3 protein-coding genes are annotated in these 12,320 nt (G+C 65.1%); all 3 read left to right on the forward strand.

Annotated features, from left to right (window positions below):
* Nucleotides 1-47: 47 nt before the first annotated feature.
* The 3 genes from Q5H89_RS22070 to Q5H89_RS22080 all read left to right on the forward strand — a co-directional run bounded on the left by Q5H89_RS22070 (nucleotide 48) and on the right by Q5H89_RS22080 (nucleotide 12,193).
* Complete coding sequence (locus tag Q5H89_RS22070) at nucleotides 48-3,332, forward strand: condensation domain-containing protein (RefSeq protein WP_305021504.1); 3,285 nt, start codon at nucleotides 48-50, stop codon at nucleotides 3,330-3,332.
* A gap of 170 nt (nucleotides 3,333-3,502) precedes the next feature.
* Nucleotides 3,503-11,056 carry a non-ribosomal peptide synthetase gene (locus tag Q5H89_RS22075; RefSeq protein ID WP_305021505.1) on the forward strand — a complete coding sequence of 2,518 codons (7,554 nt, stop codon included), beginning with the start codon at nucleotides 3,503-3,505 and terminating at the stop codon, nucleotides 11,054-11,056.
* 117 nt (nucleotides 11,057-11,173) lie between these two features.
* The gene (locus Q5H89_RS22080; protein ID WP_305021506.1) at nucleotides 11,174-12,193 is read left to right on the forward strand and encodes a TauD/TfdA family dioxygenase; all 1,020 of its coding nucleotides are present in this window, start codon (nucleotides 11,174-11,176) and stop codon (nucleotides 12,191-12,193) included.
* The last annotated feature ends 127 nt before the right edge of the window (nucleotides 12,194-12,320 follow it).

Below are 12,320 nucleotides of genomic sequence, written 5' to 3' on the forward strand. Positions count from 1 at the left end.
TACCTGTTAATTTTTAGCCTACTTCTTCCTTTACAGGACAGTACTACATGAAGCAGATTATCCACACCCTCTTTGAACAGCAGGCCCTGGCTTCGCCGGCCCGCATTGCCATCAGGCACGGCGGCCAAACGGTGAGCTACGGCCAGCTGCACCAGCAAGTAAACGCCATTGCCGGGGCCTGCTTGCAGGTAGCGCCCACGCAGCGCGGCGTAGTGCTGGTGCTGCTGCCCAAGCAGCCCGCCGTGGTGGCCACGCTGCTAGGCGTGTTTAAGGCGGGCAAGGTGTACCTGCCGGTGAGCTGGCAGCTGGGCGACAACACCTGGTGCAAAATCTGGCAAGACATCAAACCCCAGCTTATTGTGACGCTGGCCACCGAGCTGCCCCGCCTGGAGGCGCTGCTGCACCGGCTGCAAGCCGAGGCCCCGGCCCACCTGCTGGCCCTGGATGCTGGCGGGCAGCTGGCGTACTACACCTGGCGGCAGGGGCACTACCACCGGCAGGAGCTGGTGCTGGCCCAGGCGCCCGCCTGCGAAGTGGCCATTGCCCCCGACGATACCTGCTACCTGTTTTTCAGCTCCGGCACTACCGGCACGCCCAAGGTTATCGAGGGCATGCAAAAAAGCCTGAGCCACTTCATCCACTGGATTACCAAGGAGTTTGGCTACACCGAAAACTTTCGCATCGCGCAGTTGGCGGCCCTGACCTTCGATGCCTCCCTGCGCGACATGCTGGCGCCGCTGATAACCGGGGGCACGCTCTGCATTCCGCCGGCCGACAGTATGAGCAACATCGGGGGCCTGCTGCACTGGCTGCGGGAGGAGCGCATTACCCTGCTGTGCACCGTACCGTCGGTGTTCCGGGCAATGATGCAGGAAATTGAGGAGGGCGGCCCGGAAACCTATGCGCTGCCGAGCCTGCGCTTTTGCCTGCTGGCCGGCGAAACGCTTTATAACAAAGACGTTTACCGCTGGCAGAAGAGCATCGGCACCGGCACGGAACTCGTAAACCTGTACGGCACCACGGAGAGCACCATGCTCAAGTCGTTTCACCGGATTGGCCACGCCTCGGGCAAAATGTCGGGCCGGGTGAGTGTGGGCAAGCCCATTTCCAATACCCTGATTCTGCTGCTCAACGGCGACGGCAAGCTGTGCGCGGTGGGGGAGGAGGGGGATGTGTACATCAAGACGCCCTTCCTGACCAAAGGCTACTACAACGACCCCCAGGCCACCGCCAAAATCTACGTTCCGAACCCCCTGACCCAGAAGCCTACGGACCTCGTGTATAAAACCGGGGACGTGGCCACGTACCTGCCCGACGGCACCATTGCCCTCATCGGCCGCAAAGACGGGCAAATCAAGCTGCGCGGTATCCGCCTTGATTTGGCGGGCGTGGAGGCCGGCATGCTGCAGCACAAAAGCGTAGAGCAGGTGAAGTGCCGGGTGCTGGAAACCGCCGCCGGCGACCAGTACCTGGTGGGCTACTACAGCGCCCACGCCCCGCTCGACGAGCCCGCGCTGCGCACCTACTGCCAGGAGCGCCTCAATGCCTACGAAGTGCCGGACTACCTCGTGTACCTGGAGCGCTTTCCCATCAACGGGCACGGCAAGGTCGACCTGGCGGCCCTGCCCAACCCGCTGGCGGCAGCCGGGGCCGGGGCCGCGCCGGTAGCCGAAACGCTGACGCCCACCGAGCAGCAGCTGCAACGCCTCTGGCAGCAGCTGCTGCAGGTAGAAAACGTCGGCGCCACCGACAACTTCTTCAAAATAGGAGGCAATAGCCTGAAAGCCATCCAGCTAGGGGCCAGCATTACGCGCACCATGCACCTGGAGCTGGGCGTCGACGGCATCCGGCAGCTGTTTAAGGCGCCCACGCTGAGCAAGTTTGCCGCGTACCTGGACGAGCTGCTGGCCCGGCGCCCCAGCCTGGCCCCCATTCGGCCCGCCGCGCCCCGGCCGGCCTACCCCTTATCCTTTGCCCAGCAGCAAATCTGGTTTGGCAGCCAGGCCCAGGCCGGCCAGTCGGCCTACAACATGGCCCAGGCTTACCACCTGCGCGGCCCCCTGCGCCCCGACCTGCTGGCGCAGGCGCTGCACGCCGTGGTGGCGCGCCACGAAGCCCTGCGCACCTCGTTTCACGCCGCCGATGGCCAGCTAACCCAGCGGGTACATGCCCCCGCCGACGTGCCGGCGGCCTTCCGGTTCGCAGATGTCAGCACCGCCGAAAACCCCGTGCAAGCGGCCGAAGCCCTCATTGCGCAGCTCAGCGACACGGCCTTTGAGCTTACCCAGCCGGCCCTGCTCCAGCTCCTGCTCCTTGAGCTAGGCCCCCAGGAATACGTGCTGGGCTTTGTGATGCACCACATCGTGGGCGATAGCTGGTCGGGGCAGATTTTGATTTCGGAGCTGCTGGACGCCTACAAGCACTTGCAGGCCGGGGCCGCCTGGGCGAAGGCCCCGCTGGCCATTCACTACAAAGACTACGCCGTGGATGAGCAGCAGCGCGGGCAGGGCGAGCGCTGGCAGCAGCTCCAGGCGTTCTGGCAGGGCCACCTGGGCCGCAGGCTGCCCGTGCTGGCCTTGCCCACCGACTGGCCCCGCAGCGAGCAACAAACGACCGCCGGCAGCCGCTACGAGTTTGAGCTGGCCCCCGCCCTGCTGCTAACGCTTAAGCAAGTGGCCGCCGCGCACGAAATAAGCCTGTTTGCCCTGCTGCTGAGCGCCTACTACCTCGTGCTCAACCGCTACTCGGCCGATGAGGAAATTGTGGTGGGCGTGCCCGTGGCGGTGCGCAACCGCAGCGAGCTGGTCAATCAGATAGGAGTGTACGTGAACACGCTGGCCCTGAAAGTGCGCGTAGACGAGGCCCAGCCCCTGAAAGCGTTTCTGGCCCAGGTGCAGCAGGTGCTGCTCGAGGGGTATGCCCACCAGGAGTATCCCTTCCAGGAAGTGGTGCGGCACTACGCCCCCGCCCGCGATGCCAGGCACGGCCCCGTCTTCGATGTGGCCATCAACATGCTGACCAGCGCGCAGCAAGCCGTGACGTCGAGCGTGGACTCGCTGCGGATAGCGGACTGGGACCAGGTGCACACGCAGAGCAAGTTTGACCTGACGCTCTACGTCTACGACGACCCGGCGCCGGGCACCAGGCCCTTTATCGAGTACAAAACGTCGCTCTTCAAGCCGCAGTACATCGAGCGCTTTGCCGAGCGGCTCGTGGGTTTGCTGGGCCGCTTTGCCGCCCACCCGGAGCAGCCGCTCAGCAAGCTGCTTGCCGAGCGCGTAGCCCTGCCGGCGCTGAAAAAGCCCAGCCTGCGCCCCGCGCTGGCAGAGTAAGGCGCGGGGCTGGCCGGCCCCCGGCAGCCAACAGCCCGCAACTAGAATGCCCCGGCGCGAAGCCGGGAAAGTGGGCGCCCCTGAGGGCGCCCCCGGGGCCAGCCGCCCCGGGCCGCAGAACGGCTTATCCATTTTGGAATTCACTCAACAACTTAAGTAAACAGGAGATAATGAGCACTCATTTACCACTCTCTTATCATCAGGAGCGTCTTTGGTTTATCGACACCTTCGAAAAAGGGAAATTATACGAGGCTAGCCCTGTTTACCACAACCTGCCGCTGCTGCTGAAAATCGACGGCCGCCTCGACCCCCAGCGCCTGCAAGCGGCCCTCGCCTACCTGGTGGCCCGGCACGAGGTGCTGCGGTGCGAGCTGCTGCCGGGCAATGTGCCGGCCCTTGTGCTGGCGCCCCCCCGCCCGGTGCCGCTGGAGCAGCGCCCGCTGCCCGCGGCGGCGGCCGGCCTGGCGGCGGCCCTGCGGCCCTACGTGCAGCAGGCCTTCGACCTGCAAAGCGGGGTAATGCACCGCCCCACGCTTTTTACCGATGGGCAGGCGCAGCACTACCTGCTGTGGGTGTTTCACCACTTCGTGGCCGACCGCTTTTCGCTGCACACGCTGTTTGAGGAGCTTACCACGGTGTACCAGCAGCTGGAGCAGGGCGGCGCCCCGGCCCTGGCCCCGCTGGAGCTGCAATACACGAACTACGCCCGCTGGCAAAAGGAATTTCCGGAAGAAACCGTGGAGGCGCTGCTCCTCTACTGGAAGCACAGGCTCAAAGGCAACGTGCAAGCCCTGGAAATAGCCACCGACGCTCCCCGTGACCACATCCACCTCTACGACGGCGATACCCATGCCTTTCGGGTGCCGGCGCCCCTGGCCCGGCAGCTGCACGCCATCGGGGCCGCGCAGGGCCACTCCGGCAAGCAGGTGCTAATGACGGCCTTTCTGGTGCTGCTGCACCATTACTCGGGCCTGGCTGAGGTGGTAATCGGCACCTTTGGCGATAACCACAGCCAGCACCTAGGGGCCGCCGCCGGCCCGGCCGACAACCTGCTGGTGCTCCGCAACTGCCTGGATATGAGCGTGCGCTTCGACGAGCTGCTGCACCAGGTGGCGGGCCAGCTGGAGGAGGCCCTGGCTTACCAGGACCTGCCCTTCGAGCAGCTCTGCACGCTGCTGAACCCGGCCAAAGACATGAGCCGCACGGCGTTTTTTGATGTGCTCTTCCACTACGAAGCGGCCAGCGCCCCCCGGCAGACTGCCGGGGCCACCTGGGCGTATCAGGAAACCAACTCTGGCTTAGGCAAATACGACCTCAACCTGCTGTTTAAGGAAGACGCGGACGGCCTGGGCGGCTACCTCACCTTCAACAAGCGGTACTTCGACGCAACCACCATTGCCGCCTTCTGCGAGAACCTGCTCTACTGGCTAGCCCAGCTGGGCGGGGCCCTGGAGCTGCCCCTGGCCCAGATTCCTTACCTGGCCCCGGCCCAGGAAGCGCAGCTGGCCCGGGCGCTCGATTTCACGGCGGTGGCCTTCCCCGCGGCCGAAACCCTCGTCAGCCTATTTGCCCGGCAGGCCCAGGCCGTGCCCACCAATACGGCCGTCGTCTTTGCCGAGGAGCACACCACCTATGCGGAGCTGCACGCCTACAGCAGCCAGTTTGCGGCGTACCTGCAAGCGCACCACCAGGTGCAGAACGAAGACTTCGTGTCGGTGTGCCTGCCCCGCTCGGGGCACCTGCTCGGGGTGCTGCTGGGCATTTTGAAAGCCGGCGGCTGCTACATTCCCGTAGACCCGGGCTACCCCCGCGAGCGCATCGACTACATCGTGGCCGACTCGCGCAGCCGGGTGCTCGTGAACCAGCAGGTGCTGGAGGAGTTTCTGGCCCTGCGGGCGCAGCTGCCCCCCACCGAAAGCCCCGTGGCCATCGCGCCGGCGCAGCGGGCCTACGTCATCTACACCTCGGGCACTACGGGCCGGCCCAAGGGCGTGGAGGTGTCGCACCGCAACGTGGTGCGCCTGCTCTTCAACGAGCAGAACCTCTTCGACTTCAACAGCCAGGACGTGTGGACGATGTTTCACTCGTACTGCTTCGACTTTTCGGTGTGGGAGATGTACGGGGCCCTGCTCTACGGGGGCCGGCTGGTGGTGGTGCCCGAAATGGTGGCCAAGGACACGGAGCTGTTCTGGCAGCTGCTGGCCGAGCAGCGCGTCACGGTGCTCAACCAAACGCCTTCGGCCTTCTACCGGCTGATTCAGGCCGATGCCAGCCAGGCGCAAACCGCCCTCGCGGCCCTGCGCTACGTCATCTTTGGCGGCGAGGCGCTAGCCCCTTACCAGCTGAAGGGCTGGGCCGAGAAGTACCCCGCCACGCGGCTCATCAACATGTACGGCATCACGGAAACCACCGTGCACGTTACCTACAAGCAAATCAACCAGCCCGAGATTGAGAGCGGCATCAGCAACATCGGCAAGCCCATTCCTACGCTGGGCTGCTACATCCTGAGCCAGCAGCAGCAGCCGGTGCCGCGCGGGGTAGTGGGCGAGCTGTACGTGGCCGGGGAGGGGGTAGCCGCCGGCTACCTCAACCAGGCGCAGCTAACGGCCCAGCGCTTTGTGGAGCTGCCCGTGGCCCCCGGCCAGCGCCTGTACCGCTCCGGCGACCTGGCCCGCATCACGCTTAGCGGCGACCTGGAATACCTGGGCCGCATCGATAACCAGGTGAAAATCCGGGGGCACCGCATCGAGCTGGGCGAGCTGGAGAACAACCTGCTCAAGCACGAGCAGGTGGAAACGGCCGTGGTGGTGGCCCTCAGGGACGAAGACCAGGACAACTTTTTGGTGGCCTATTACACCAGCGCGGAGGTTCTCAGCGCCAGGGAGCTGAAGCTCTACATTCAGCTGCAGGTGCCCCCCTACATGGTGCCGGCCTACTTTGTGCGCGTGCCGGTTATCCCCCTGACCTTCAACGGGAAGGTAGACCGCAGCAAGCTGCCCAACCCGAAGGCGTACGTCGAAGACGAAACCACGCTGTACGTGGCCGCCCGCAACGCGGTGGAGCAAGAGCTGGTGGCAATCTGGCAGGAGCTGCTGGGCCTGCCCAAGGTCAGCGTTAAGGACAACTTCTTTGACCTGGGCGGGCACAGCCTCAAGGCTACCCAGCTGCTGGCGCGCATCAGCGAGCGGCTGGGGGCTAGCCTGCGCCTGAGTGATATTTTCGCGCACCCCATTCTGGAGGAGCTGGCCCAGATTCTGGGGCTGCAAACGGCGGCTCCTACCTCGTGGGTAGTGCTGCCCAAGAGTGCGGAGCGGGCCTGCTACCCCCTGTCGGCCGCCCAAAAAAGGCTGTGGGTGCTCCAGCAGATGCAGCAAGACGCCACCGCCTACAACATGTCGAGCGCCTACCTGCTGCCAACCCTGCTAAACCCGGTGCTGCTGGCCGAGGCCCTGGCGCAGCTGCTGGCGCGGCACGAGATGCTGCGCACCGTGTTTCGCAAAGACGCGCAGGAGCAGGTGCAGCAGTGGGTGCTGCCGGCGCTGGAAATCCAGCAGGTATTTACCCACCACCCCGAGGCCCTGCCGCTGGCCGAGATTGCGGCCCGCTTCCGCGCCGAGGCCCTGCAGCCCTTTGACCTGGCCAGCGCCCCGCTCCTGAAAATCGCGCTCTACCAAACCGACGAGGCGCAGTGCGTGCTGGGTTACGCAATGCACCACATCATCAGCGACGGCTGGTCGATGAACGTGTTTTTCACCGAGCTGCTAGCCCTCTACCAGGGGCAGCAGCAGCGGCAGGCCGTGCCGCTGGCGCCCCTGCCATTTCAGTACAAGGACTACGCCGTGTGGCAGCACGAGCAGCTGGCGCAGGGCGCCCTGGCCACGCAGGGCGCGTACTGGCAGGAGCAGTTTCGCCCCGGCTGGCCCCGCCTCGACCTGGGCCGCCAGCTGCCCCGGCCCGCCGTCAAAACCTTCGCCGGCACCCTGGCCGAGTTTACCATTCCGGCCCCGCAGCTGCAAGCGCTCGAACACCTTTGCCATCGCCTGGGCGGGTCCGTATTCATGGGCCTGTTCACGCTGGTAAACGCCCTCATTGCCTGCCACACCACCCTAACCGACGTGGTGCTGGGGGTGCCCACGGCCGGCCGCGAGTTTGCCGGCGTGGAGCAGCAGCTTGGCTGCTACATCAACACACTGGCCCTGCGCACCCGCTTTAGCCTGGATGATACGCTGGCGCAGCTTTTTGAAACCGTGAAGCACAGCGTGCTGGCCGGCTTCGAAAACCAAAGCTACCCGTTCGACAAACTGGTGGAGGACCTGAAGCTGAAGCGCGACGTCAGCCGCTCGCCGCTGTTCGACATCATGGTGGTGCTGCAAAACACCCAGGACGTGCACGTGGCGGCCGGCGCCGACCCCGATGCCCTGCCGGAGCTAGGGGCCAGGCCGCTCGCTTACACCGGCGACAGCAGCAAGTTCGACCTTACCTGGTTTTTTGTAGAAACCGAGCACAAGGAGCTGCTGCTGCGCCTGGAGTACAACACCGACCTCTACGAGGCGGCCACTATTGCGCAGCTGGCCCGGCACTTCATGGCCCTGCTGCACCTGTTTTTGGAGCAGCGCAGCGAGCCCCTGCGCCTGCTAGGGCTGTGCCCGCCGGCCGAGCTGGCCCTGGCCCAGGCCAAAGCGGCCCCGCTGGAATACGCCGGCCTGTTCGCGGCGGCCGAGCTTCCCGCCGAGCGCTTTGAGGCCGCCGTGGGCCCCAAAGAAACCCGGCTGCTAGCCGTTTGGCAGGAAGTGCTGGCGGTGGATACCATCGGCCGGACCGACGACTTTTTTGCGCTGGGCGGCGATTCCATCAAAGCTATCCAGCTGGTTGCCAAGCTCAAAAAGCACCAGCTGCATCTGAGCGTAGCCGAGGCCATGCAGCACACCACCCTGCACCAGATGGCGGCCGTGCTGCGCGAAGAGCAGGTCGTAATCGAAGAAGAAACCGTGAGCGGCCCGGTGCCCCTGAGCCCCATTCAGCAGTATTTCTTCTCGGCCGTGGCTACCGCGCCCGCGCACTACAACCAGTCGGTGGTGCTGCACAGCCCCACGCCCGTCGACCTCAACCAGCTCACGGCGGTGCTGCATACCCTGGCCGAGCGCCACGACATGCTGCGCGCCGTGTATTACCAGGAAAACGGGACCTGGCTGCAGGAAGTACGCACCCACCCCGACGTGGCCCTGGAGGTGCACAGCTTCCGCGACGTGGCCCTGGCCGAAAACCTGGCCACCGTGGAAAGCATCTCCGACAAAGCCCAGGCCAGCTTCGACCTGCAAGCCGGCCCCCTGTTTAAGGGCGTGCTCTACCAGCACCAGGACCAGGACACCCTGCTGCTGTGCGCGCACCACCTGGTTGTGGATGGCGTTTCCTGGCGCATTCTGCTCGAAGATTTTGAGGCGCTTTACACGGACGCGCAGGCCGCCCGCGCGCCGCAGCCCCTGCCCCGCACGCACTCGTACCGCAAGTGGGTGCAGCACTTGCAGGCCCTGGCCGACTCGGCGCTGCTGCAAGGGGCTAGCGCCCGCTGGCAGGCCGTGGAGCACCAACTCAGCCGCCTGCCCAAGGATGAGCCGCAGGCCCCGAACCGGGAGCAGGATGCCGTGCAGCTGCACGTGCAGCTGACGGCCGCCCAAACCCAGGCCCTCACCCAGGCCGCGCACCGCGTGCTGAAGGCCGACGTGCAGGACCTGCTCGTGGCCGCCCTCGGCCAGGGCCTGCATGCGTGCTTCGGGGTAGCCCAGCTGGGCCTGATGATGGAAAGCCACGGCCGCAACAGCGTGCTGGCGCTGGATTTGAGCCGCACGGTCGGCTGGTTCACGGCCATGTTTCCGGTGCTGCTGCCCCGCTGCCAGCCCGACGCGCTGCTCTACCTGATGGAAGTGAAGGAAGCCATTCGCGAGTACGTGGGCGTAGGCAGCCACTACGGCATCTGGCGCTACCTGGCGGCCGACAAGCCCGCCCCCGCGCCGGCCGCCGAGGTGTGCTTCAACTACCTGGGGCAGTTTCAGGCCGCTTCTACGGAGGGCAAATCCTCCTTTACCCTCTCCACGGAAGGCAAGGGCACCGAGCGCAATGCGCAGCAGCAGCGCCTGTTTGCCCTCGACGCTACGGCCGCCATTGCCGGCCAGGAGCTGCAGCTTTCGCTGCGCTACAGCGCCGGCCAGTACCAGCCGGCCACCATGCAGCGCCTGCTGGCGCAGTGGCACGAACAGCTGCTGCTACTGGTGGCAGCCTGCGAGGCGGCCGAAACAAAATTCCTGACTGCCAGCGACGTAACCGCTGCTAAAGTAGAGCTGCCCGCCTTGCTGAAGCTGCAAAAGGAATGGGTGCTGGAGGAGGTATATCCGCTAAGCCCCATGCAGCAAAGCTTTTACTATTACCACGCCCGCTACCCCACTTCCACGGCGTATTTCGAGCAAACCCGCTACCGCCTGAAAGGGGCGTTGCAGCCGGCCCTGGTGGCGGAGGCCCTGCAAGCGCTGGCCCGCCGCCACGGCGTTATGCGAACCATTTTCAGGGATGACCTGGGCGCGGAGGTGCTCCAGGCGGTGCTGGCCGACCGCCTGCCGGAAGGATGCTTCGTTGACTTGCTGGACGAGGAGGCCCACGAGCCTATCCTGGACCACTACGCCGAGCAGGACCGGGCGCGGGGCTTCGACCTGCGGCGCGAGCTGCCCCTGCGCTGGCGCCTGTTTCGCCTGCAGGCCGACGTGTTCGAGCTGGTCTTCAGCTACCACCACATTATTATGGACGGCTGGTGCATGCCCTTGATTATGCACGAGTTTCAGGCCATGTACACGGCCGCGAGCACGCAGGCCCCGGCCGCCCTGCGCACGCCCCCCGCCTACGTCGACTACATTAAGTGGCTGGCGACCTACCCCGTGGCGGAAGGCAAAGAATACTGGCGCCAGTACCTGTCTGGCTACGTGGGCACCGCTAGCCTGGGCCGCGAGGAAGAAGCCCACGAGCTGGTGCGGGATTTGGCCACGGCCGAAATTACCGTGGCCGGCGAGCAGCTGGCCCGCTTGCAGCACGCCACCCGCGAGGCCGGCACCACCCTCAACGAGCTGATGCAGGCCCTGTGGAGCGTGTACCTGGGCAGCAAAAGCCAGCGCAACGACGTGGTGTTCGGCACCGTGGTATCGGGCCGCCCGGCCGAGCTACCGGAGGTAGAGTCGATGGTGGGGCTGTTCATCAACACGATTCCCGTGCGGGTGCGCTTCCAGCGCCAGGAACCCCTGAGCCGCGTGCTGAGCCGGGTGCGCGCCCACGCCATTGCCTCCCTGCCCTACCACTACACGCCCCTCAGCGACATGCCGCACGTGCGCTCCTCGCAGGCGCTGTTCGACCACGTGCTGGTGTTTCGCAACTACCCCATGGCCGAAGCCGAAACCGCGCCCTGGGAGCTGCTGCACGTGAAGTCTTACGAGCCCAACAACCTCGACTTCTCCCTCCACGTGCTCCCCACCCCCGGGGCGCTCACCATTCGCTTCGTGTACCTGCCCGGCAAGTTTGCCCAGGCCGACATCGGGCAAATGCGGGACGCCTTTGCCGGCATGATAGCCCAGTTTTGCCAGCAGCCCGGCCTCAGCGTGGCCGACCTTCAGGAAGCCCTTGAGGCCCAGCGCCATGCGCAGCGCAAGTCCAGCGTCAAGCAGCGCCTGGTGGCGCTGAAGAAATAGCAAAATCCAGCCGCCGGCCAGTGGGTAAGCGCCCTGCCGCGCCCACAAAAATACCTGTATGTATCTGCTTCAGTAAAACCATCCTTTGCAAAGACAAGGGCAAAACCACTCCTAAACATGCGTACCCGAGAACTCATAGGTGGGCTTAGCAAAGCCAAAACGGTGCAGGCCCAGTTGCTGAACCTGCACGAGAATGTGGTGCAGGAGTCCTGCCTGCCAGAACCCAAGGCGCCGATAGTGCTGAGCTGCACCATGCCGGGCGTGGACCTGGGCGGCTGGATGCAGGAAAACAAGCCGCTGGTGGCCCGCTACCTCCACCAGTACGGCGGCATCCTCTTCCGCAACTTTGGGGTAGACACGGTGGCCGGCTTCAAAAACTTTGTGGACCAGCTGGAACTCAACACGCTGGAGTACAAGCTGCGGTCTTCGCCCCGGCACGAAGTGGGCGATAAAATCTACCACACCACCACCCACCCGGCCGACCAGACCATCAACATGCACAGCGAGTCGTCGTATGCCAGCTCCTGGCCCATGCGGGTTATCTTTTGCTGCGTGACGCCGGCGGCCGAGCAGGGCGAAACCCCGGTTGCCGACACGCGCCAGGTGCTGGCCAACCTCAGCCCCGCCCTGCGGGCCAAGTTTGAGCAGCTCGGCGTGCGGTACACCCGCAACCTGTCGCCGCAGCTAGGGCTGCCCTGGCAGGAGGTGTTTCAAACTACCGACAAGGCCGAGGCCGAGGCCATCTGCCGGCAGAGCAACATGGAGTTTGAGTGGCAGGGGGAGGAGAAGCTGGTGACGCGCTGGCGGAAAAAGGCCATCTACCGCCACCCGGAAACGGGCGAGCAAACCTGGTTCAACCACGCCTTCTTCTTCAACAAGTATACCCTCGACGAAGACCTGCTGGCCATCCTGGGCCAGGACAACCTGCCGTTTGATACCTGCTTCGGCGATGGCTCCGAAATCAGCCGGGCCGAAGCGGAGGAAATCGGCCGGGCCTACCAGCAGGCGCTGGTGGTTTTTCCCTGGAAAAAAGGCGACGTCCTGTTCCTGGATAACATGCTCATGGCGCACGGCCGCATGCCCTTTAAAGGCGCCCGGCAGATTCTGGTGTCCTTGCTGGAGCCGATGGAAGACTAGGCCCGCCGGGCCAGGCTTCTTGCCGCTGTACTATTTCGCTGCGCCGCGTTGCGCGCCCAGCGCCGCCCGCCTTGAAACGCGGCTGAATACCAGGCTTACCGCCTGACGGCCCGGGTGGGGGCGGCGC

This window comes from Hymenobacter cheonanensis (genome assembly GCF_030581075.1).
Classification (GTDB): domain Bacteria; phylum Bacteroidota; class Bacteroidia; order Cytophagales; family Hymenobacteraceae; genus Hymenobacter.